This window comes from Chromobacterium sp. FG22, from assembly GCF_057809415.1.
In genome coordinates, this window is the sequence record NZ_JBMDJX010000049.1 from 1 (window position 1) to 21943 (window position 21943).

At 43.7% G+C, this 21943-nt stretch carries 22 protein-coding genes; 20 read left to right on the forward strand and 2 right to left on the reverse strand.

From position 1 onward, the window contains the following. Window positions 1-242: 242 nt before the first annotated feature. Together ACODSD_RS23980 and ACODSD_RS23985 are read right to left on the reverse strand one after the other, a co-directional pair. Entirely contained in the window at window positions 243-1178 is a 936-nt protein-coding gene (locus tag ACODSD_RS23980; RefSeq protein WP_488878518.1) for a replication initiator protein A, read from the reverse strand. Window positions 1179-1222: 44 nt separating this feature from the next. Then, window positions 1223-2431: a DUF1173 domain-containing protein gene (locus tag ACODSD_RS23985; protein ID WP_166453562.1), complete on the reverse strand. Its 1209-nt coding sequence runs from the start codon at window positions 2429-2431 to the stop codon at window positions 1223-1225. A gap of 924 nt (window positions 2432-3355) precedes the next feature. Here ACODSD_RS23985 and ACODSD_RS23990 point away from each other — a divergent pair. The 20 genes from ACODSD_RS23990 (at window position 3356) to ACODSD_RS24085 (ending at window position 21458) form a co-directional block, all read left to right on the forward strand. Then, window positions 3356-3628 (forward strand): hypothetical protein, encoded by a 273-nt coding sequence (locus tag ACODSD_RS23990; protein ID WP_166453561.1) that lies wholly within the window; start codon window positions 3356-3358, stop codon window positions 3626-3628. 10 nt (window positions 3629-3638) lie between these two features. Next, window positions 3639-4352 (forward strand): DsbC family protein, encoded by a 714-nt coding sequence (locus ACODSD_RS23995; protein WP_488878519.1) that lies wholly within the window; start codon window positions 3639-3641, stop codon window positions 4350-4352. Beyond that, a complete protein-coding gene (locus ACODSD_RS24000) occupies window positions 4345-4593 on the forward strand; it encodes a hypothetical protein (RefSeq protein ID WP_488878520.1) in 249 nt (82 codons plus the stop codon). The genes ACODSD_RS23995 and ACODSD_RS24000 overlap by 8 nt, the downstream gene beginning before the upstream one ends. Window positions 4594-4597: 4 nt before the next feature. After that, complete coding sequence (locus ACODSD_RS24005) at window positions 4598-5179, forward strand: lytic transglycosylase domain-containing protein (RefSeq protein ID WP_488878521.1); 582 nt, start codon at window positions 4598-4600, stop codon at window positions 5177-5179. A 1-nt stretch (window position 5180) separates the two neighbouring features. Continuing rightward, window positions 5181-5825, forward strand: a complete 645-nt coding sequence (locus ACODSD_RS24010; protein ID WP_488878522.1) for a hypothetical protein — start codon at window positions 5181-5183, stop codon at window positions 5823-5825. 47 nt (window positions 5826-5872) lie between these two features. Beyond that, entirely contained in the window at window positions 5873-6850 is a 978-nt protein-coding gene (locus ACODSD_RS24015) for a TraU family protein (RefSeq protein WP_166453564.1), read from the forward strand. A gap of 9 nt (window positions 6851-6859) precedes the next feature. Further along, window positions 6860-7372, forward strand: coding sequence for a type-F conjugative transfer system pilin assembly protein TrbC (trbC, locus tag ACODSD_RS24020; RefSeq protein ID WP_488878523.1), 513 nt, complete (start codon window positions 6860-6862; stop codon window positions 7370-7372). Window positions 7373-7450: 78 nt separating this feature from the next. Further along, entirely contained in the window at window positions 7451-7924 is a 474-nt protein-coding gene (locus ACODSD_RS24025; protein WP_166453555.1) for a hypothetical protein, read from the forward strand. Then, window positions 7914-8288: a hypothetical protein gene (locus ACODSD_RS24030; protein WP_166453554.1), complete on the forward strand. Its 375-nt coding sequence runs from the start codon at window positions 7914-7916 to the stop codon at window positions 8286-8288. Before ACODSD_RS24025 ends, ACODSD_RS24030 begins: the two co-directional genes overlap by 11 nt. Beyond that, the gene (locus ACODSD_RS24035) at window positions 8278-8874 is read left to right on the forward strand and encodes a TraE/TraK family type IV conjugative transfer system protein (RefSeq protein ID WP_488878524.1); all 597 of its coding nucleotides are present in this window, start codon (window positions 8278-8280) and stop codon (window positions 8872-8874) included. The genes ACODSD_RS24030 and ACODSD_RS24035 overlap by 11 nt, the downstream gene beginning before the upstream one ends. After that, entirely contained in the window at window positions 8871-9857 is a 987-nt protein-coding gene (locus tag ACODSD_RS24040; RefSeq protein WP_488878525.1) for a TraK domain-containing protein, read from the forward strand. Before ACODSD_RS24035 ends, ACODSD_RS24040 begins: the two co-directional genes overlap by 4 nt. Next, the gene (locus ACODSD_RS24045; RefSeq protein WP_166453551.1) at window positions 9854-11155 is read left to right on the forward strand and encodes a TraB/VirB10 family protein; all 1302 of its coding nucleotides are present in this window, start codon (window positions 9854-9856) and stop codon (window positions 11153-11155) included. The genes ACODSD_RS24040 and ACODSD_RS24045 overlap by 4 nt, the downstream gene beginning before the upstream one ends. Further along, window positions 11152-11832 carry a TraV family lipoprotein gene (locus ACODSD_RS24050; protein WP_166453550.1) on the forward strand — a complete coding sequence of 227 codons (681 nt, stop codon included), beginning with the start codon at window positions 11152-11154 and terminating at the stop codon, window positions 11830-11832. Before ACODSD_RS24045 ends, ACODSD_RS24050 begins: the two co-directional genes overlap by 4 nt. 28 nt (window positions 11833-11860) lie before the next feature. After that, window positions 11861-12268: a hypothetical protein gene (locus tag ACODSD_RS24055; RefSeq protein WP_166453549.1), complete on the forward strand. Its 408-nt coding sequence runs from the start codon at window positions 11861-11863 to the stop codon at window positions 12266-12268. A 42-nt stretch (window positions 12269-12310) separates the two neighbouring features. Continuing rightward, window positions 12311-14911: a TraG/VirB4 family ATPase gene (locus ACODSD_RS24060; RefSeq protein ID WP_488878526.1), complete on the forward strand. Its 2601-nt coding sequence runs from the start codon at window positions 12311-12313 to the stop codon at window positions 14909-14911. A 30-nt stretch (window positions 14912-14941) separates the two neighbouring features. Beyond that, entirely contained in the window at window positions 14942-15325 is a 384-nt protein-coding gene (locus ACODSD_RS24065; protein ID WP_488878527.1) for a hypothetical protein, read from the forward strand. Beyond that, complete coding sequence (locus ACODSD_RS24070; RefSeq protein ID WP_166453546.1) at window positions 15322-15867, forward strand: S26 family signal peptidase; 546 nt, start codon at window positions 15322-15324, stop codon at window positions 15865-15867. Before ACODSD_RS24065 ends, ACODSD_RS24070 begins: the two co-directional genes overlap by 4 nt. Before the next feature lie 10 nt (window positions 15868-15877). Next, window positions 15878-16855, forward strand: coding sequence for a conjugal transfer protein TraF (traF, locus tag ACODSD_RS24075; RefSeq protein ID WP_166453545.1), 978 nt, complete (start codon window positions 15878-15880; stop codon window positions 16853-16855). Between the two features lie 4 nt (window positions 16856-16859). Next, window positions 16860-18365 (forward strand): conjugal transfer protein TraH, encoded by a 1506-nt coding sequence (locus tag ACODSD_RS24080; RefSeq protein ID WP_166453544.1) that lies wholly within the window; start codon window positions 16860-16862, stop codon window positions 18363-18365. A gap of 6 nt (window positions 18366-18371) precedes the next feature. Then, complete coding sequence (locus tag ACODSD_RS24085) at window positions 18372-21458, forward strand: conjugal transfer protein TraG N-terminal domain-containing protein (RefSeq protein ID WP_488878528.1); 3087 nt, start codon at window positions 18372-18374, stop codon at window positions 21456-21458. Window positions 21459-21943: the final 485 nt, after the last annotated feature.

Here is a 21943-nt window from a genome sequence, read left to right on the forward strand (position 1 = left end):
CACACACGGGATCCGCTCCGGTGTCGGCGGCCGCCGGCGTTGCTGCCTGGCCAGCACGCGAGGTGGTGGCCACCTGGAATCCGAGGGCATCGCCGGCGCCCGGGCCTGTGCTTAGCCAGAAGCAACTAGCATTGCAAGCAGGCCTATGAGCAGTATCTTTTCCGCGGCGTAAAAAAGAGCGCTCCCACATAGTGGAAGCGCTCTAAATTTAGCCGAATAGAGCTTTATATAAAATCTAATAGTCAAACATTTCCTTTTTTTAGCAACGATTCAAACCAAATCAAGGCATCAGAATTTGAGCCCAATAAAGCCTTTGCAAGTTTTGCAGAGTCTTTCGTATAGAAGACCACATCATCAGGCGATTTATTTACATCAAGAGCAATGCGATAATCGGGGAGACAATCATTACGAATAACATCACGAAGATCATCTCTGAATTTAAATCGTTGCCGTGAGGTTCCAACCTTTTCGGCCAAAAGATCGATATTTATTTTCCAATAAGCTTTATCGCTGCAGAATTTCCTAGCAATCTCATATAGCCTACGCTCTATTGGTTTTGCAAGCTTGAAATAACCACGATGAAGAGTGAGTATCTCATAATCCATCATGCCATTCCAAGCCCAATCAGAGAATGTCATTGTGAAGCTTAATATTCTTGACACTTCCTCTCCATTTTTTCCTACTCGTTTCTTTTCGGACAAAATGGTGTATTTTTCAATCATCGAGAAGCCCGTTGTTTGAATAACATTGCCTGTTGGTACATTTGTTTCAATAGTTGTACCTTTTAAACGGCGTAACATCCCAACGATGGACTCGAAGGAATTTCTACCATCGCCTCTGTCAGTCCCAATTAAAAAATCATAACTATTAATTTCTACTTCTTTTGTAACAGGTCTCCCTTGATTTCTTGCAGCAATCACTTGAGACATGGCATAAATCAATAAATCCTTATCAAAAACAGTTGCAGCACCTACGCCAGAAGGGATCACCCTTAAAACTCTATCCCCCCTCTTGTATTGCCTGATATCAGAATCTTTTCCTTTTGATAAGGAAAATATTGGCACATCCATTGAGACAAGGTCGTCTTTTACTGTCCAATTTGCAACATCACAAATAAAAAGGTCATCCTGCATTGGATCCATTATCTCGCCTTCATTTACAAAAGCTTGGTTCACCATTGGAATGCTTCTTTCTATAAATACCTAGAGCCTACGAGCGAAAATTAATGAGCGCGAGGGAGTAATGGCATTTCCCCATTTTCTACTACCCAAAGCCAACTCGATTGTGTGCTACTGTCAATCAACTCATTAAGTTCTGCCTCATGCTCCTCACCACTGCCGGGCTGTACAATATACATAGCAGTAGGAGGGGTAGTATCAAGAGCGGACAAGCAAGCCAAAGGCTTAGACGCAGGCATATTATACCGAAGACCCTTCGTGAAACGTTGATGATCTTCTGTCATTGCATCAATTAATACCTTGTCAAGCATACCTTCAAATGGAATCCAATTTTCAGTAACATTCATTAATGCTATTTCTTCAATAGAGGCAACATGCGTCGTGCCTAAACTAAAAGTAGAAATAGAGATAAGATGCGACTGTTGAAGACCTTGCCAAACTTCTAGCTCAGACGAAAAACGTTTTTTTAGCCGGTTATAAATATCTTCGTTGAGCATAAAGGGATAATCAGGCAAGTGCTTGAAAATGATTTTATATCCATATCTACTCGGTTCAAGAGCCTTTATCTCCCCAATTGCTATCATCAACTTACGGGGTCCCTTTGATTGTGCAACAGCAGGGAGTAGGCGAGTAATTCTGCGTTGAGCTATTTCACTCTTCTTCTCGGCTTGGAAGGGCTCAGGGATATAGAGAAGGCGCTCGAAGGAGTCAAAGCCTTTACCTGTCTTGTCGCGAGCAGCCTCAAGAAGGTAGTGCCGAACCAATGACCAGCTACGCTTTCCCACCATACCAGGCATCCAACGAGTAAGACCAGCCTGGTCCCACAGGTAGTGTAGTGTCCCTCTCAAAGTCAATCGAGTTCCATCAGTTTTTACTGTGTCACCTTGCTTATCTGACGGGGCTGGTGGAGCTCGTCCCGCGGCCTTGCTAAGAGAGAAATCAAACTTAAGCGTCACCAATCCACTGTCGGGGTCTTCCTTGATCGCTGAGCCAAGAACCTGGCCAAGTCCAGATAGAGTCGCTGGAGACTCATAGCTGTCGCAACCCGATGCATGGCCCTCCCCTGTGTTAGGCATCCGCTTGAGGATATATCGGTCATTCTGCTTAGTGACATACATTGGCAAGCACGCAGGAGGGTTACAGAGACACTCTGCTCGCACGGAGTTCTTGTTTTTGTATGCCGCCTCAACTGCAGCGGGGAATGAGGGATCGTCGCTTTGGATCTCTCTAGAGCCGAACCTGTACTTTCGCATTGTTATCTCTCATATCGAGCTACAGCCTATGCCACAAGGGGCTTTCATGGCGGTCTTCATGACTTACAAGACCATCAAAATCCACATATGTGGGTAGCTACACACTGTAAAATTGGCTTGCAAAACTGCAAATCTAGTACGATTATCACAGCCATTTCTACTAGACGCAAGACCACTCCATGCCATCTCTGAGCAATCGCACAGCACAAACCACACACTTTTCAGCCAAATGGATTCCCTTCCTCTACGCCGCATCGGCCCTCCTTCAAGTACTCGATCTGCATAGCACTCTGCAAGCTGCAGCTACGCGCAATGAAGTCAATGAAATTCTGATTTCAATAGCTAACCACATCGGATTTGCACCGACAATCATGATCTTCAAGGCTTTGTGCTTAGGTATGCTGTACCTCTCTTACAGAGTCTGGAGAACGACCTGCGGCACTCACAACATGTTGTTCTTCACTGGGCTTCTATGTATTTCCCTGGCAAGTTCCCTGGTCGTAGTGAACAACTATTTGGGATAGCAAATCCTTGTCAAAATCAAATTATCAATTTTGTTGTTTTGATTGTAAGTCATGTTAGTATTGCGTAGAATGCAGGTATGTGCATGGTACGATTTCGGCTCTGCAACAACTGGAGCTGGACTTGCATGAATCCAATCAACGAACAAGATTTCAACATGTCTTGCGTCAATGGACTAGTTGAATCGGTAGTCATCGAAGAAGTCGAAAGTGGTCACATTATTACAATGCACATTAAGTGGAAAGAGGGAGTTTTTACACTATATACGCAAAGGAATAGACCTAGATCGTGGTCCAGCCTCAATACACTGGTTGATTTTTTGAAACGACAGGGTTTGAGATTACCTACAGTGACGTTAACTATTAGAAAAGGTTAACTGAATCCTTGAATAAGGAATTCAAATTGAATCCAAGCACTGAAATAGTAGGTTCGCTCACAGAGAATGAGTTTAAGCTACTAGCTAAAGTCCCAGGCGATATTTCATCAGTGCAAGTGAAAAAAGAGGATTATGGCTACATTCTTCTAGTAGTTATTAAAAATAATACTGCTCCGCATGTTCTTTCTACAAGAAGAAAGACGACCCGCGTATGGGCCAGTTTAAATTCGCTTACTGATTTCATTAAAACTCACTGCGTCAATATATCGAGTGTCACAGTGATTATATCTCAAACATAAAGGGCCAGCCTTGATAGACTTCAAAAGCAAAATACTTTCTCTGCTTCTTTTAACTGCAACTTGCCATGCTGGGGATTTTCGTAGTGAATTCATTAAGCGATACCCCTTTGCGCGAGATGCAAAAATTGCACCTGCATTCCCAGGGTATTGGTCAGTTGTAAAAAATAGCGACATTATATTTGTCGCAGAAGATCTTTCTATAATGATTAACGGTGAGGTCATTGACCTAAAAACAAATACATCCCTCACCAATAATCTTAGAGAATTAAACAAGCCATCAGTAAACATAGCGTTATTAAAAACTGAAGATGCGATACAAATTGGCACCGGAGAACGCAAACTTTATATATTCTCTGATCCAGATTGCCCTTATTGCCAAAGTTTGGAGGCCGAACTTACAAAACTAAAAAATGTTTCAATATTTCTTTTTCCTTTCCCTCTTACTCAGCTACATCCAAATGCGGCCAAAATATCTGAGTCAATTTGGTGCTCCAAAGACAAAGCATCCGCATGGAGGGCTTACTTGCTTAACAGAACCATCCCCAAGAACCGAAACTGTGAAAACCCAATTCAAAGAAATATCGACCTAGGTGTAAAGTTTGGCATTAATGGTACACCTTCGATAATATTTGAAGATGGAACTATCATACCTGGCGCCATAGATGCAGACAGGATAGAGGGGCAGTTAAAAGTTTCTGCTGCAAAGAAAGAAACAAATGAATAAAATTCAAAAATGGCTATCTGGAACTGGAGAATACTCCAGCTTACATATCTTAGCTGTTTCAACAATCCTGACAGGTGTATTTGTCGTATACACAGCATCAGCATTTGGTCCTATTGCATCTTTTGTAATTGCCGTAGGTGCATATTTTTCAATATTCGGACTGATTATAGAAACACTGATAGCAACAAGAGTGGCTATAAGATGGTTGGTTATGAGTCACCTACGCATCAAAGGAAGATAGCCAAATGCGCCTACACACCCTTCTTGCCATAGCTCTTGCAGTTTCCTCTCCGATAGTAGGCGCCGCATCCAAAAAAGGGCCCGGCATATATGCGGAATGCTTTGAACAAGCTGCTAGGCATTACCATGTAGATGTCGGCCTATACATGACAATCGTAGAAGGCGAGTCCAGCTTCCAGCCAGGAGCAATCCATCATAATAAAGATGGATCAACGGACTATGGAATGGCTCAAATTAACTCAAGTCTATTCCCCGCCTTAGCTCGATATGGAATCAGCCGAGATGATGTGATAAATAATGTTTGCCTTAATATTCATCTCGGAGCCTGGGTACTTCATGAAGCTATTCGTAAATACGGGTACACATGGCGAGCCGTTGGTGCTTATGGTGCTGGTTGGGGAAAAAAAAGAGAACGCGCAAGAGGGGTGTACGCAAATCGTGTCGCGTTGCGATACTATTCAAAAAAACAAATCGTATCTAAAAACAGCCAAAAATTGACGGGGTTTGATAACACACTTAACAAATCAAAAGAGGAAGAAATTTCCTCCCCTGAAACAAGCCACACCCCAAAGATGAAGGTGTATTGAAATGAGAACAATACTATTTGTTTTATTAATTTTCAATACTGTACTCTCCGCAGCTGAAGACCTCGGGAAACAAGCTCCAACATTTGCTCCGGAAAAGGATGCTAGAGAACAAATAAAAGAGGAAATAAGAAAAAAAGAAAAATCCGGGCAACTGGCTAAGTTTTGGCAAGACTATCGTGCAAAAACAATTGATTCAATTAAGCACCCTGCACCACTAGGAATAAAAACATCATATGGGAAACGTCAGGAACTTAGAGAGTTACGTTTTACTGTCCCTAGTGACTATCGAGACATAAAAGGAAAGGTAATTGTCAGGAAGGGAGCTGTAATTGAGCCGCTTAAGATCACACCACTAAAAACAGGTTTGATATTTATAGATGGCAGAGATCAGAAACAAGTCAATTACGCAATCAACAAAGGTAGATCACAGCCTCTCAAAATAGTTCTCACTGCGGGATCACCCTTTGACTTGAGGGTCAAATACCAAGGCTATTCGTGGCCGACGGGACAAAATATTCCATTTTATTTTGATCAACGTAAGGCCATAATAAATTCATTTAAAATGCTGTATGGCATTAATCTAAACAGCGTCCCCGTGATTCTTAGTCAGAAGGGTGACAAACTTCTTTTAGAGTATGGCATGTAAGTATGACATCTAAAATTCAAAGATTTATATTTATAATTCTTACCTGCATGGGCCTAGACAGCACGGCAGGTCCTCCAGGTACGTGCAATGGTAGTTTCCCAAATTTGATTTCGGACATATGCTATGACTGCATGTTCCCAATGACAATTGGAGGACTCTCCGTAAATTTCGGTGTCACGGCAGATGATTATGATACCGGAGCGAGTAAAGTACCAATATGTCTATGCATCAACAATCTAAGCGCTGGAACACCTATTGGATTTTGGGAGCCACGCTATATGGTTGATGTAACTAATACACCTGGATGTATGCCTTTACTTGGAGGGGTTAATATAAGTCCTCCATATAATGCTGACGAATATGGTGGAATTAAAAACACAAATGCTCATTTAGGAGGAAAAAATAAAGGAGCATTTATGCATGCCAATGAGTATGTAAACCCCGTTATGACAGCGCTTGGGGTCATTACTCAATCACCCTGTCTTGATAATCGCTCATTTGATGTTCCATTCATCAGTTGGGCAGATCCTACGTGGAATGACGATAGTCTGTCATTAATTCTAACCCCTTACGCATATCCATTTGCTGGCGTGCCATCGATAGCTGCAGAAATGCCAGATGCCATCATGGCATCTATGAATTTTCCGAGTGCTACATTGTTTTGGGTTGCTGGAGCCTGGGGACCGATGTACCCACTCACAGGCAATGTTTCAAGCATGACCACACCTGAGCAGGTATCTCATCTAATGATCACTCGTCTTTTGGCAAAACTTCATGCGGCTGGAGCAATGCAATCAACTGCCGGAAATGATGCCTTACAATCTTGCGGAGCTATGGGAGTTCCTCAGCTCATCATGGACAAGAGACAATATAAAACAAATCGCACATTTCCATTCCCTGACAACATGTGCACACCAATTGGACGCCCTCTTCCCTTGCAGGAAGCAGGAGCTGCTAGGCCACAGGACAAGGAGTATGGATATTTCGTATTCAGCCGCAAAGATTGTTGTGCGCCACTTAAATAAAGAGCTTACATGACAAGACTACCAAAAATTAAATTTGCATTGCTATCGTTCCTACTTCTGTGCGGGGAACTGCAAGCACAAAGCTTATACGAGTCCATGCGACCTCCAAAGTGGAACAGTTACATTTTCGTATCGCTCAAGATGCCTTCATCGACACTTATCGCTTTAGCCAAAGAGTCACAACAGGCAGGAATTCCAATGATACTAGCTGGCTTTGAAGGGAATCAGACCTCGATTGGAACAACTCGAGACAGAATTCAAAGTATCAATTCTGCGTGTTGCGGAAAACGAGGAGGAACAAAGTGGCAAATTTATCCTCAGCTCTTCGAGCGTTACAAGATCCATGAGGTACCCACTTTTGTACTTGCGAAAGGAGACAGCGAATCTCCTGCGGATTTTGTGAAAATTAGTGGAGACATTGCTCTAGCTGACGCATTAAAACGCATAGCCCAACAATCAACCCAAGCTGAAATGAGAGCCCGCGCCAAGCAGATTTATACCAAAGCTTTCATTAATAATTGACCTTAAAAGTGCAATCGTGGTTTAATATGCCCATACTGATATTTCAATTTTCAGAAAGAAAAATGGGCTTGTTACATCATGAAAACTTCCTGCGTTGCCCTCCTCATCACTTTTTGCTTGGGGGCCGGTAGCACCGCCGCTGAGCAAGCAAACTTCATTCCCTCCTCCTCTGAGTCCGCCGGTTGGGTAAACCTAGAACCGAAAGCTGGCGGACAGTACATCTATCAAGACACTCCAAATGACAATCGCCCAGCGATTAACCCGATCCTGATGCAAGAACGGGAAAGAACAGAGTTCGTCTTCTTCTCGCCACAAGAACAGTTTGCCTTGGAGTCTTTGCGTGAAAGAAAGCTTTCGCAATGGGAAAAACAATTTCGCTCAAGTAACAGGCTTCATAGACGATCGTTTTTCTTAAATCTTGCTTGGCCAAAAGTTGTCATTCGTGAAAACGAAATTTGCGTACCGGAATTAGCTTTCTCAGAACATAAAAATTGGAAAGATCACCTTACTTGTTGGAGCAATGAACTCGAGGTCAAATCAGATGGCAAATGATCCTAAGTACATTCCAGAAAATGGTAAGGCAGGTGTAGCCTTTGCCGGAGTAGAGCTGAAAGAGGCATATCTTTTAATATTCGGAGGAATCGCCGGCTTGTTTTCAGGAATTAAATTTGGTCCTGAATTCTATTTAGGGATACCTATCGCAAGCTATATTATCAATAAATCTTGGCTCTCCTGGAAAAAAGCACAACTGCCAGGATTTTTCAGAAGTTGGTTATTCGCAAAAGGGTGGTTTGGATACTCCGATGCATTAAACAAACAAAGTAAGGTTTTCATCGGTGACAATAAACCAATTAATCCTGAATCAGCAAAAATGATTGTAGACAAGATAATTAAAGGCAAGAAAAATGAATCTTGATACTAGAACCCAGTCGTTGGCAGAACTTCGGAATAGAAACTCTCTGCTGACGTATTCTTTAGTTGGTACTGTTACAACAATTGTCATTCTTGCATTTATCATTGCAAGCCAAAGCGCAATTATAATTCAAGAGACACCGGGGATGCCAAATCAAGCAACAATTGAAAAAAGCTCAATGGACAAAGGATCCCAAAGGGCTATTTTGAGCGCAGTAACCTCAAACCTAGTTCAAATAAACCCTTCCAACGTAGAATATCAAAAGTCATTTGTTCAAAGTTATTTAGCTCCGGCCGTTTACACAAAAATTTCTAAAGAAATGGATGCAAAAGCTCACCGGCTTACAAGTCAACGTGAGCTGGGTAGCTATTATTTTGTTTTGCGCCAGTATGACTATGACCCTAAGATCGATAAACACTTTGTGATTGGCGAAGTTCACACAGTGAATGCGGCGAAGGATACCGTTCAAATGTATGTGTTCGAATATAAGGTCAGGATGGAGAATTACCGTCTTTGGGTGGACGATGTCATCTCTTACCCTGGTGAGCGTGCGCATGATTCAAAATGGCAAGAGGGGATAAAAAAATGAAGCGATATTTTGTTTTACGTAATTCACTGTTGGCTTTCGCTTGTCTAGGACTATCTGCTGCGAACGCTCAGGACAGCACTCAATTTGATACATCACCTGCAGACACCGCAACTATTTCCAAAATTAATCAAGCCCCCCCACCTGGGCATAATCCAGTAACCCACAAAAAAACAAAAGGCAAATCAAAAAAACATTTTTCAAAGCCCACTCGTGGAGTTGAGCAGTCTCTCGCAATCCGGCAAACAGCGGCGCCGGAAATGGAGCTTCCCGGTGTAATGACGATCAAAGGAAGCAATGCACGAGCTTTGGACTTTTCCAGAGCACGCGTTTTACCATTTTTTAATGGATCATCACATACTGTTTGGCTTAGCAAGAGCTCACCGAACTTGGTAACTTTACCCTTCGAGAATCCGAAAATTGTGGGCCGAAGTTCTTTGATTATCGATAAAAGTGAAGAGTCCAATAACATATATGTTTCTTTTGATCCGAAGTTTAACCCCGACGAGAAGCATCCTGAGCAAATATTTATTGAAGCGCCAAATCGCACAGTCATTGCTCTTTTGCTAGTGCCCAAGGATATTCCCGCTCAGACGATATTGATTGAAGACCACGATAAGTCTGCAAACAAAGCAGGGGCCAAGCGGAGTGATAGTTATGTAGCAAATATTCAGGACATAATGGAAACCCTTGCAACAGGTGGTATACCTGCAGGCTTTACCGCTATTGATCTTTCGCGGGATAAAGGCATAGGCCCTGTTGCCATGCATGGGCTAGTTATCACTCCACTGAAAAAGCTAAGTGGTTTTTCAAATGACATTTTTGTTTATGAAGCGACAAACCCAGGTGCTGCTCCAGCAAAATTAATGGAGTCAGAATTTGATAGCCCCGCAGTTGCCGCTATTTCAATTCATCCAAAACCAGTTTTAGCTTCAGGGGAAAGCGCCAAGATCTTTGTAATGACTCGAAAGGATGCCGAGGAATGATTCAAAAATTCAAAGATGACTGGAATTCCTTAGACAAGAAAATGAAAGGGCTTTTTCTTGTTCTAATTGTTGCGGCTATAGCTATTTGGTTTATAAACCATCAGCGCAATGTGGCAAATGTCAAACAAGCAGAAGATGCCAAAGTCGCAGCTGCACAAGCAAAAGCCCAAGGAGTGGAAGGGGGAGAACCCTCTCTAGGTTCGGATCCAAGTCACTTACGAGTTCTACCGATCAATAATCGAAATCAAGGCCTAGAGGATTTGACTGTTCAAATTCAAACTTTAAAAGATGAAATCCAAAGAATGAAAGGAAATGGAGGACAAGCAACATCCACCCCTTCAAATTCTACTAATAATTCATCTGAAGTCACGTTTACGGCAACACCGCTACAGCAACCAGGTGTCACACAAAACGGCATAGATATGAACAGCAAGCTGCCTCCTGTTAGCTTTGACTCCTCAGATAACGCTAATACGCCGCTTAAAGAAGCTCCAAAATCAGATCTACCTATTAATCCTTCCCCTGGCCGGGGCTCGGTGGAGGCTCCGAAACAGAAAATATGGGAAGCCACGAAAAGTTCAATTGAAAAATCACCAGTAAAGCGCGAAAAACCAGCTTTGATCATACCTGTGAACTCCGCACTTGAAGCCGTTATGCTGTCAGGCATTATGGCTCGTCCGTCCGGTTCGTCGGGAGGGGCCGTTGGATCGGTTCAATCAGCCACTAGCGTCGGAACTCCATTTGTTTCCCGCTTAAAAGGAAATGCCATTCTACCTAATGGCTACAAGGTTGCCCATTTAGGTGATTGTTTTGTAGGCGGAAATGGAATTGCAAATCTTAGTGCAGAACGAGTAAACGTGATTACAGAGAACATTAGCTGCATCGCTCCAGATGGCCGTGAATGGGAGGGTGAGATCCAAGCCTACGGGTTGGATGTAGATGGAACTCAAGGAATTGCAGGACATGTCGTCAGCAAGCAGGGATCGATTCTAATGCAAGCTGCTTTGACTGGCATGGCAAGTGGCTTGAGCTCTGCATTCTCCCCTAGCTCAGTTCCATCTTACAACTCGAACTCCACAGGGGGAACTCAGCAATACAATCTCCCAAATCCAAACATGCTGATTCAATCGGCAGTAGGTCAGGGGGCCAACCAGGCTACAGCAGCCCTATCCAGATTTTATCTTCAATACGCATCTGAAACATTTCCTGTAATTGAAGTTACTGCCGGCACACGTGTCACGTGGATATTAAAGAAGAGTGTTGAACTAAAAATTAAACATGGGGCTCGCAAAGCATGACCAAAGTAATTTCAATCTCCGTTATTTTGTTTGCGACGGCTCTGACTGGCTGCTCATCAATGTTTACACCAATGGGAGACGACAAATGGGATTGCAATCGTAAACAAGATCCAAACTCCCCTCATTGTCGATCATTTAAAGCAGTCGAATCTGGCACAAGCGGCCCTCTTCCCGCCAGCAGATTCGACCGCGAATTCAACCTCTCTGAGGTTGATGCCTTAAATAAGATCGCACCAGAGCCAAGCAGGAATAAAAACATTGCGGCTCAAGTAAATTTGGGAGCGCTTCCTCACCAGCGGATCACCGCGCCATCTATTGCAGGTTTGCCAGTTCGTGAAGGACCGGTGATTCAGCGAACCTTGATTAAAAGATGGGTGGATGAAAACGATACATTAAATGAAGGTTCAGTAGTATACCGTGAGATTCGTGGAAACAAGTGGGCCGGATTTACGGCAGTTAATCGGTCTCAAGATGGGGGAATAAACCCAAACGTTTACCCTCATAGAGAAGAAGATGCCTCTTCTATCGAGGTGGAAAAAACTGGAGCCAAATTTAAGGTTCCACCAACTCAAACCCAACAACAGAATTTCAGTCAGCCAGCAACAGCAAATGTGAACGGCGCCCCTGAGTCAGAGACATCGCCCTCTGTAAATGGTGATAGTGCTTTACCTGAATAATCAACAACCAAAAAAGGAAATCAATTTCATGGAAATGGCTCTTAAAAAAGAAGTTTCGAAATCTTCTTTGTTTTCTGCAACTGTCATTGCACCTCTTGTTGTACTTACCTCCATGGGGGCGATGAATAGTGGTGTGGCACCCACTACAGGTGTATGGACAACGGTGGTTACCTACCTTCAAGGTATGCTGCAAAGTGACTTTGCTATTGGGCTAGCCTTGGTCGCCGTTATTGGTGGGATCTGGCAGTTATCGCATGGGAGGGGATATACGTTTCTTATGGTCGTTTTGAGCATCATTGCTTGCGCTTTCCTGGCCCCGTCGGCTATCACGACCCTGGCGACTGCAACGCGGCCGGCCATGCAAAATACTCTCAAGTTAGAGTTGGCCACACCTCATCTGCGTATTAAAAATTTAAACACTAATTCTAAATATTAACAGTTGATTGCGGGTGCTTAGCACCCGCAAGCGAGGATTACAGTGAAACAAGTAAACTCCCCCCCACGAATTGAGACCGAATATGCAAGCGGTTTTATCCACCTCGAAACGTACCACGATGATTTGATTGTCACCAAAGCACCGGGGGAGCCATTATATATTGGTAAAGTTTATGAAATGAGTCCTTTGACAGGTGGTGGGGGCGAGTTTGGAAGTGTTGTTGTAAACATGTTTAAAAGCGTTCCAGACGAAACTATTATTCAACACTCTGAAATAATACCTCCTGACTTTTCTGCACCTAATAAATATTTACAAAGAAAAAATACGTCGAATTCAGTAATCAAAGAATTGCTCTATAGGCAAGCAAGTGTTCTAGAAAAAGCACTTACTGTAGGTTGGCAAGAAGATATGCCGATCCTCAATAAAAAGACGATTATTTTAACTGTAAGCATACCTGTTGGTGACCTTTCCAGAAAAACCCTTGATGAAGCAGAGCAACACCAAACAGCGTTCTTGACAAGTATTCGTTCCTGCGGTTTTCACGATGCAAGAGTACTGTCCATTGGGGAAACACTAGGTGTATATAGGATGTTCGGCCAAATATTCACGCCTCGACAAAATGTAGAAATGGATCCCATGCTTGAAGTCCGTTATCAAGCATATGGTCCCGGAGATAAATTCGACTTCCGATTGCCACATGTTGGCATCCTTTCCAATGACGTTTTTTGCGCCGGGGTAACGCCGAAAGCTTATCCAAAGCAAGTTACTCACGACATGATGAACTTGTTGATCGGTGCACCAATGAATAAAGGTACTGTTGCTGAAGGCGGCGGCCATAGAATAAATACGCCATTCATTATTAATACAACAATTCGAGTTGCACAACAAAGAAAAGAGTCAGAAAGAGTAAAACGAGCAATAGAGTCTAGAAGCGGAACCGGTAAAGCCTTACCTTTCAAATTAGGAGATGAAGATACTAAAGAAACGCTAAAAGATCTACATAATCTTCAAAAGGCTTGCTCAAATGAAAATGACAAATATGTTTACACTTCAACACACATATTCGTTTTTGCAAAAAGCAGAGAAGAAGTACTTCATGCAAGAGCGCAACTAAAAACCTCTCTTGACTTAATGAAATATGATGCACGTGAAATTGTAGATGACTTATTACCACGTTTCGTTCAGTGCTTACCGTTAAACTACTCGAATAATATTGCAAAAAAACTTGCTTGCGAGACAATAATGCCCGCAAGCAGTGCGGCATGTCTTCTCCCAATTTATGGTGACCAGCATGGCAATGCAGATCCCATAAATGGAGTAAGTGGTTCGCCATTCATTACCCGTCGCGGCGAGACATATTATTTCAACCCATTTAGGTCAAACGGCAATTACAACGGCATGTTGCATGCAAAAAGTGGCGCAGGCAAAACAGTTGCTTTGCAATATTTTATTCTTAATCTCTTGGCAGACAATGTAAAAGTTTTATTCTTTGATAATGGCCGCTCAGTCGAAAAGTTTTGTCGATCGGTAGATGGTGATTTCATTGACTTCAGAATTAATGCCTACAACAAACCATCTCTCAACCCCTTTACTGGTTTAGATGATGCGGCATTTGACCAAGAGATGGAGAATATAACTGCACTGCTGTTATTGATGGCATATGAAGATGACAACATGGATCCAATGGCCAGTATTGCCATGCGAGAAGCGGTCAAGTCAGCTTATGCCAGCACTCCTGGATACACCGAAATTGAGCATGTTATTCAGAGCTTGGAGAACACAAAACGCAACACCGCGGATGCTCAACGTGAAGAACAAATTATTATTGCTGTCACCAATCTTATTCCACGCTTACGAGCCTTTATCGAGTCGCCAACCCGCGGTGCCTTTTTCAGAGGTCCATCTACACTTAACCCTAATAGCCAATTTACCGTATTTGAAATGAAGGGACTGGAAGGGGATCCTCACCTTCACAAAGTAGTCATGTTCTTTACAATGAATACAAGTCTCAGTCAAATGGCGAAACTCACTGGTATTCCAAAAATTTGTTTTATTGATGAGGCGGCGGATCATTTAAAAGATAAACGCGCAGCAGAGGCTTTGGATGGCTTGTATCGCAAAGGACGGAAAGATCAATTTTCAACCTGGATAATCACGCAATCCCCTCGCGACCTACCAGGTACGGAAGGCGGCGAAGTCATACTGAGCCAATCTAACTACAAGATTGTTATGCAGCAAGAAATTGAAGAAATAGAAAAAGCTATTTCGGAAAAGGTTATTGGTGGGCGTTTTAAAGATGACCCATATTTCCAGCGATTGATTCGCGACGTTACAACTAGGAAAGGCGTTTTTTCCGAGCTTTTGATCATGAATGATGATAGCTATGAAGTAGTCCGACTATATCTTGATCGTTTTGTTGCCGCGATGTTCAGCTCAGAGGGAGAAGAGCGAGTCAAAGTATTTGAACTCATGGATCAAGGGATGGATCCAATTTCCGCACTTGATCAAATCATGGGAAATACAAAACGACGACGTTCCCGTTGGATTGAAGACTTTATAGACAACATCAGAGGCACTGAAAAAATCTCACCAGAGCAATTATTAGAAGAAATTACAGAAAAAATACTCTCAATAAAGCAATAATAATATACCTCAACTCAAGCGGAACAACTCATGAAAAAGTACATCCTCGCTGGAAATATTCCATATTTTGGGGTTATTATACTGTGCGCCATTTCATTCTATTTAGGAAAAACTGAAGTACCAACAGGGAAGTACGCCATTGTAGAAAAAGGGGCCGTTATTTTTGATGCTGTTATGAATAGACCTGGAATGGATGAGGCGACACTAAACAAAGAGGTAAGCCAGCCAATCCTCGCAGTTCTCAAAAAATACTCTGACGAAGGCTACGTTGTAATTGATACTGGACGTGATGAGCGCGGCAATATGCACATTGCAGCGTTACCAGGTAGCACGATTGATATCACTAGTGAACTCCGAGCAGCGGTTAAAAACTCAGACCCTATTAAAGTACCAGGAAAGGAAAAAGCCAAATGAAACCGGCAAAAAGATCATTCAAGCCGGTAGCTTTCTCATTTTCCAGAAATAAGAACGACGCACTCTGGGGAGCTTTAATCGCTGTTCTTGGTCTTTCAATTATCTTTTGGAGCAGAGAAAAGCTACCAGTTATGCTTGGTTTCGATTTCAGGGAGGAAAGATGTCTACCAGATGTTAAAGCAGCCCTTCTGGTCAAAGGACCGCATACAAATTATTCACACGGTGAACTGGTGTACTTCCCTCCCCCTCCGGCCCTTGCATATGTTAAGGCCCCATATGTGATGAAACGAATTGCAGGCGTTTCAGGAGACCGTTTGAGAATTTTTGCCGATGGTAGAATCGAAATAAATGGAAGTATAGTTGCCAACGGGCTACCTCTTTCTAAACTGTATAATAAACGTATCCAAGATCTAACAAGAAATGAAATAATTCCTAAGAACATGTTATTTTTGATTGGAACACACCCTCTAAGTGACGATTCTAGATACTGGGGCTATATGCAAGCCGACAAAATACTTGGGCTTGGTTACAGACTCTTCTAGGTGCTTGCTGATGACACGCTACTCTGAATATCAATTAAATGTTTTGGTGATTTTTGTAGTGATGTGTGCCTTAAGCTGGTGCACTAAAATTTATGCGAGCCAGCCGAGCATATTAGATGAATCCTACGCTGATAAATTTTTGCACTACCAACCACGAGTGGTTCCTGGAAAGCAGTTAGAGCAGCCAAAACCACGGGCCAGGGTAACTCCGTCTGAGAAGCAAGGTGAACAACCTGTGACCGTTGAATGGCTAAAAAACAACTACCCCATATTAGAACAACGCGCAATTGATAAGCCTACAAAAGAAAACATTAATGCCTACTTGTATGCGAAGAGGATTATTCTTGATAAGGCTCAAAGATTTTCAAATGCCGTAACAGCCGTTAATGACATGAACCCGCTTCTTAATGAAAACAACAGGATTCCCTATGCTAGCGTTGGAGCTGAATCTGTCCGTAGAGCTGACAAACAAGCTCAACAGGCCGCAGTAAAAGAGCTAAGCCAAACTGGTGGCCTCATGGTATTCATTGACCGGTCTTGTCATTTTTGCGCAATGCAACTCCCCATTATAAGCATGCTAAAAAAGGACTATGGGATGGAGTCACTTGTTGTTTCTATTGATGGTAGGTTGCCAGACAATTACACAGGTAAAATGGTAAAAGATAATGGATTGTGGAAAAAACTTGGACTAAAACTGACACCAAGCATCGTTTTTGTTAACACCCCAAAAAGTTATAGCAATGGAGACGACCCCAATAAGTACTTAATAATTTCTCAGGGGTTTTATGCAGAAGATGAGCTAGTAAAACAAATTGCCTTCGCTGGTTTTAGATCGAACCTACTAAGTAAAAGCACTGCAAAGACTCTTGACATATGGAATATTGGTGTTTCAGCTAACCAGGACTTGCAAAACTTACGTCTTGATCCGAATAGACCTGAGACGTTTAAGCAGATCATGGACCCCATACTGATGAAACAATATAGGTGAATATATGCTGACTAAGACATCCAACAAAAATCAATGCTTAATAGGGTTGGTGCTACTGTGCTTTTCTTATCAAAGCAATGCAGGGATTTTAGGTGACCTTGGAAGCATGTTCATGTCGAATGCGACTGCTCCATCCCAATTGTCATCCAGGGATCGGATGGGGGCATTCGGCGGGTCTTTTGAAATGAGAACCCCTATTAAGAATGCAAATATTGTGGCATTTGATCCTCCGAGGCTTGATGCCGGATGTGGAGGAGTTGACTTATACGGTGGATCTTTCAGTTTCATCAACGGTAAACAGTTAATTCAGATATTCCGCAGTGTAGCAAGCAATGCAGCAGGTTTGGCGTTTAAAGCTGCAATTAAGATCATCTCTCCCTCACTGGATCAGTTGATCACAGAGTTTCAATCTCTGATGCAGAATCTTAACAATCTTGCCAAAAACTCATGCAACCTTGCTCATATGCTGGTTGATCCTGCTGAAGCGGCGATTTCAAATGCAGTAAATGGCGATGGTGCTGTGGGCTCAACTAATAGCGGAATGTTTTCTGATATGTTTGGGGGTCTTACTCAATACCTCTCTGACGCGAATCAGTACCTTTCAAAAGCAGGTGGAGTCAATCCACGGGTCGGCAATCAGATTGTAAAAGCAGTCCTCGCCTCTGGTTCTAGTTCAACAATGGGACTTGCCGGCCTCGGGAACCCTGATGGTTCAGCAGATGATCCCACTAACCCTAACTCATTGAATAACCGGCTTCTTTACAGCATGCTAGGTTATAGAATAGATGGGGTACCATGTGCCGGTGCGAATGCCCAAGGTGTCAGTACCACCTCACAAAGTCAATCGGGAAATAACATTCCTCGCATTAGTTGCTCTAGCCCTCCGACTATTTCAATGATAAATCTAATTGACGGTGGTGGCCCTGGATCAGCAGAGCCATCAACTCCGCTCAAACTTTACTCGTGTCGTAATCCAAACGGCGATGGAAATGGGGGATTTGACCCGCAAATTTGCACATTCATGGAAAAGGACAATTTTAATTACGTAGGTGTTCGTGGCTGGGTTAACACGATGCTCTTTGGATCCGGAGACACTACCGGTGGCTTAGCAGCTGTTCAGCCGACTTCTATCTTGGGAAAATTTAATAGTGGCACAAGCGTAACACTCTCACCAAATCAAATTCAGTTTGTTAAACAAGCAGGTAATCGTCTTGTTGCTCTTCTGAGCAAAACATCAAACCCTGATGAGCGTTACTCTATTGCATATAGACTAGCTGGGAATATTACTGAATGTGTAGCTGCCAAGCTCGGCTCTTCAATTTATCTTGGTGCAAATAGCATTCAGAGCGACAACTCATACGCCCTCACAGATGACCAAAAGAGAGCAATTGAGAATTTACGGCAAGATACTCTAAATTTAAGGGAGCGCTGCATAAAAGATGAGACAGTCGCAAGAATCGTTATAGAGATGAATGAAAGTGCTAAGCTGACTAACATAACCAACCGTTAATCTAATATGGAATTTCTTGTCTACACAACCGGTGACATATCTATCCTAAACACCATTTTTAATGGTGTAGCTATGGTGTGTCAACAAAATGTGCTCATCTGGGGTTTTGCCGTTGTTGCTGCTCTCTATTCGGTTCTAACAACCACAGCAAAGACATCTGTCCAGCTAGGGATCAATGCTCTTTCAGCGAATTTAAGCAACGGCTCTCTTGGGGTGCTAATTCCAATGCTTATTGCTTTTTCGCTAACAGCTCCTCCTTTAAAAACTGATGTTCAATTAGAAAGCACAAAATCAGGTGCGATGTCTCTAATTTCCAACGTCCCTGTTGTAATCGCCATCATCCCATCAACTGCAAGTATCTTGACTCATGAAATCGCGGGAGTTGTTTCCACGGCCTTCCAAGGGGCGGGAACGAATTATGATGCAATTAGCGCGGGGACGAATGGTTTCATCAACCCACTTAAAGTTTTGTTAAGCGCAAGGAGTACTGTTGTTCGACTAAATGGGATTGACTCCGAAATTAGCTCAGTTGTTGCATCCTGCTTAAACTCTAATTCAGGAACTGACTACGCGCGTCTACGCTCCCAAGTAATGAATGCAGGAAATAGTGGCGCCAATCAATCCCGCTCGCTTGCTGTTTCAGGGTATACCAGTTTCCCCACCGGCGTAGGTGCCTTACTTTATGCCGCAGCACAAAACCAAACTGGCACAGTTCCAGATCTTCAACCTAACTCTCAAATCATTCTTAGCTGTACAGATGCAGCGATTCAAGTTGCTCAGGATATTGATAATGCACTTTCTTCTCCTGAATTCGCTCGCGTGGTACAGGGGGCAGTTAATTCATCAGACGAAATTAATCCAGCAACTGATTTTTCATTCAACAATTTATCTTCGCGGTATCAAGCCACGATATCTGCCAAATCTAATTCTATTGCACAGGTAGTAGCGGGAGGGGCCGCAGCAGCCAATGCAGAGTTGATTAATTTGCTTTTTGACGAAACGGTCACCAATAATCTTGATTGCATAAAGGCTGATTCGACAAATAAGGCCCAATGCATGGCAGGCATGGTCCAGAAGAATGAACTTGAACGCAATAACCTTAGAGCTGCGGCTAATGAAAATCAAATGCTTCAGTATGCTGGGCAATTTGGGAGCTTGGTTATTGATTTACTTATTGGCCTAGGACCAGTTGTGTGGATTTTTATGATGTTTTCTGGTACTAGCGCCCAGAAACACATGGTTGGTTTTGCACACATGATGGTTTGGCCGCAGCTTGTTACAGGTGTTGGCGCTGAAATTATTAATGGAATCGCTTATGCAAATGTAGCTGACTTTATGACAACAATTCGGCAAGGGGGGATTATTTCTCCAGCGCTTGCTATTGAAGCTTACAAGGCGCTCAGTCTAAAAATAGGTACGGCATCGCAATTGATGTCAGGTTTACCTGCCATCATTGCTTCTATTTTTATGCTTGGCGGAGCTACTCGTGCAATGGCAAGCACACAACAGTCATCTGCCCGTGATAACTCAACTGGTGGGCTTGTAGCTCCTCAAGTAATGACGCCTGCGCCAATCGTTCGTAGTGAAGCCATGGCTTCTGCGCAAATGCTCGACGGAGGAATGGCAAGGATGACTTTTGCAGGGGCCCAGCCGATGGCATCCACGAGCGAACATTTTGGAAATCTAACCAAAGAAGAATCCAGAACTCTTGCTTCTGTTACTCAACGGCAACAAACAATTTCCGAAGGCCAACAAAACCTGAAAGATTGGCGAGAGGCTTTTCGTACTGGCGACTATTCGCGTGTTGGCGTGGATCGCAGAACAGGTGAGGCAGTCCATAGTAACTATGAAAAGGCAATGAGAACTCAGGATAGCAAATCCTCTTCTACTTCGGTCGCAGGTAACGAAACAAACACCAACCAAGCTCTTGCATCGATGAACGTTGGTGCCGGCGTAAAAGCTGGCGTTAATGGAGCTAGCGCAGGAGTTAGTGCAGGTGCATCTGCGAGTACAAACACTCAAGCTACTGATGCGCTAAGCCGCGACCAAAGAACTGGTAAAGACCACCAAGTTCAAGATTCGCAAGCCCTGACCCACTCTATTCATGATGTAATTGATAATTCAAAAGTCGTTAGTCGTGGCTCTGAATCATCTCACAATCTTGAAAGGTCGCTGGCTAAGCAAACTAGCTTCCAAAAAACTTTAAGTGAAAGTAAGTCTGATAGTGAGACTGCTAGTACTGCAGTGAGGGGCTCTAGCAGCTTTATTGCTGCAACGGCTAAAATCGGGGACGATGAAATTGGCTTACACTCGCAACGCAACAGTGATTACAAAATGTTTCAGGCTGTTAATGGCGCGAAACTGGAGCAAACTGGCTCCATGAGCGAGTATATGTCAAAAGCAACAGAGGGTATGAACTCGGGTACATCTTCCCAACTTTTAGGCAGCGATCAAGCCCGTCAGGCTGTTGTTAGACACCGAGCGGCCGTTATGATGGCCCAAGATGAAGCGGCTGCACCAGAGCAGCGTTTGGAAGCCTTGCGTTACCTCTCTAATGAAGCCAAGGCTATGACCCAATTCCAGTTCAGTGTACCTGATACCGCGTATAAACCGATTGGCATTAGTCAGCCTCACGATGCTACCGGCCTGCAGCCTATTGTACGCTCGGCAAGTTCTTCTGAGCCGCAACTAGCACATACTCAGGAAAAATATGGGCGTAATTCTCCAAGCCATCAAAACACCGTTTCAGGAAGTCAATATCGTCAAGCCTCGTCGACTAGTCAGCCTCACTCTACAAGAAAATTTTCTACATCTAACACTCACTCCTTGCCAGTGCCAAACAGCAATCTACAAGCACATAAAGAACCTGGCTCTGATGACTTTAAGAAAGCAATTGCCGACAGTGTATATAGCCAAAATGAACGTATTGGCAATCAAGTCACACACAATGAAGCTATCGCAAAGAAAGCAGGCTTGGGTCGTGATGGAGATAGAACGGCTATCAGGACGGCTAAAAATGTTGCAGACAATGTCACAAACATCGTAGACGATGACAACCAGCATACAAGGACTCGATTAGATCAGAAAAAGTAGGACGCACTCTACATGGCCTAATTTTCAAAGGCCTGCTTAAGCCAGGCTAAGCGGAATTCCTTTTATTTTTGGAGTTCTCGTTTTAGCCTGGCAACACCAGTTGCCTCTCCTCACACGAGATCGTGAAAAGTGCCTGCACATAGCTGAGCAGCCCCCTTACAGAGTGGGCCTGCTTGCGAGTGATCAGCACAATCTCAATGCCACATAACCAAATGTCTACGGCTGCCTGCGCCGGAGCGGATCTCCTGTGCGCAGCATCTAGCCGAGGTCAGCTATTGGCCTGGCCTGCGCCTTCTGACCTCCACCCACTGCAGGCTTGCGGCGCCGGCGGCGCGCAGGAGGCACCAGGTGGGCCTCGTACAGGCCCGGGCGCCGGCGATTCCCTCGAGCTCCAGGTGGCCACCACCTCGCGCGCTGGCCAGGCAGCAACGCCGGCGGCCGCCGGCGACGGTACGGATCTCGTGTGTGCAGCACCTGGCCGCGGA

Bases quoted from the DNA above. Each gene is read 5' to 3' on its own strand.
- ACODSD_RS24065 (WP_488878527.1), top strand. From the start codon at position 14,942: ATGAAAAAGTACATCCTCGCTGGAAATATTCCATATTTTGGGGTTATT.
- ACODSD_RS24040 (WP_488878525.1), top strand. From the start codon at position 8,871: ATGAAGCGATATTTTGTTTTACGTAATTCACTGTTGGCTTTCGCTTGT.
- ACODSD_RS24000 (WP_488878520.1), top strand. From the start codon at position 4,345: ATGAATAAAATTCAAAAATGGCTATCTGGAACTGGAGAATACTCCAGC.
- ACODSD_RS24050 (WP_166453550.1), top strand. From the start codon at position 11,152: ATGACCAAAGTAATTTCAATCTCCGTTATTTTGTTTGCGACGGCTCTG.
- trbC (WP_488878523.1), top strand. From the start codon at position 6,860: ATGACAAGACTACCAAAAATTAAATTTGCATTGCTATCGTTCCTACTT.
- ACODSD_RS24030 (WP_166453554.1), top strand. From the start codon at position 7,914: ATGGCAAATGATCCTAAGTACATTCCAGAAAATGGTAAGGCAGGTGTA.
- traF (WP_166453545.1), top strand. From the start codon at position 15,878: ATGACACGCTACTCTGAATATCAATTAAATGTTTTGGTGATTTTTGTA.
- ACODSD_RS24070 (WP_166453546.1), top strand. From the start codon at position 15,322: ATGAAACCGGCAAAAAGATCATTCAAGCCGGTAGCTTTCTCATTTTCC.
- ACODSD_RS24005 (WP_488878521.1), top strand. From the start codon at position 4,598: ATGCGCCTACACACCCTTCTTGCCATAGCTCTTGCAGTTTCCTCTCCG.
- ACODSD_RS23980 (WP_488878518.1), bottom strand. From the start codon at position 1,178: ATGGTGAACCAAGCTTTTGTAAATGAAGGCGAGATAATGGATCCAATG.
- ACODSD_RS23985 (WP_166453562.1), bottom strand. From the start codon at position 2,431: ATGCGAAAGTACAGGTTCGGCTCTAGAGAGATCCAAAGCGACGATCCC.
- ACODSD_RS24025 (WP_166453555.1), top strand. From the start codon at position 7,451: ATGAAAACTTCCTGCGTTGCCCTCCTCATCACTTTTTGCTTGGGGGCC.
- ACODSD_RS24035 (WP_488878524.1), top strand. From the start codon at position 8,278: ATGAATCTTGATACTAGAACCCAGTCGTTGGCAGAACTTCGGAATAGA.
- ACODSD_RS24055 (WP_166453549.1), top strand. From the start codon at position 11,861: ATGGAAATGGCTCTTAAAAAAGAAGTTTCGAAATCTTCTTTGTTTTCT.
- ACODSD_RS24085 (WP_488878528.1), top strand. From the start codon at position 18,372: ATGGAATTTCTTGTCTACACAACCGGTGACATATCTATCCTAAACACC.
- ACODSD_RS24015 (WP_166453564.1), top strand. From the start codon at position 5,873: ATGGGCCTAGACAGCACGGCAGGTCCTCCAGGTACGTGCAATGGTAGT.
- ACODSD_RS24045 (WP_166453551.1), top strand. From the start codon at position 9,854: ATGATTCAAAAATTCAAAGATGACTGGAATTCCTTAGACAAGAAAATG.
- ACODSD_RS24010 (WP_488878522.1), top strand. From the start codon at position 5,181: ATGAGAACAATACTATTTGTTTTATTAATTTTCAATACTGTACTCTCC.
- ACODSD_RS24080 (WP_166453544.1), top strand. From the start codon at position 16,860: ATGCTGACTAAGACATCCAACAAAAATCAATGCTTAATAGGGTTGGTG.